The sequence below is a fragment of the Streptomyces calidiresistens genome, from assembly GCF_014141525.1.
Classification (GTDB): domain Bacteria; phylum Actinomycetota; class Actinomycetes; order Streptomycetales; family Streptomycetaceae; genus Streptomyces; species Streptomyces calidiresistens.
The window spans coordinates 1-380 of record NZ_VKHS01001640.1 but is presented as its reverse complement, the minus strand read 5'-3'; the positions used below and the strand labels follow the sequence as shown (position 1 = coordinate 380).

General features: G+C 75.5%; 1 protein-coding gene. It reads left to right on the top strand.

The genetic code is table 11. The features are described from left to right. Positions 1 to 12: 12 nt before the first annotated feature. Positions 13 to 380, top strand: a 368-nt coding sequence (locus FOE67_RS28620; RefSeq protein ID WP_182667666.1) for an MlaD family protein, incomplete at its 3' end; no start/stop codon positions are given.

Sequence of the window (380 nt, the reverse complement as noted above, 5' to 3'; positions counted from 1 at the left end):
GTCCCGGAGGGCGTGCGGTTCCTGGTGCGGGTCGGCGGCAGCGTCGAGGGTCTCGCGGTCGGCGCCCCGGTCACGATGCGCGGGTATCGGGTCGGCACCGTGCGCGAGGTCGCGGTGACCTTCGACACCGGCACGGGCCGGCTCGACGTGCCGGTGGTGATCGACATCGTGCCGGGCTCGCTGATCATCGACGGGCAGCGGCCGGAGACGGCGGACGGGCTGCTCGACGCGGTGGCGACGCTGGTGCGGCGCGGCCTGCGCGCACAGCTGGCGAGCCCGAGCCTGCTCGCTGCCAGCCGCGAGGTAGCGCTCGACCTCGTGCCGGACGCGACACCCACCGGGCTCGGTGACGGGACGCCGCCCGAGATCCCCAGCCAACC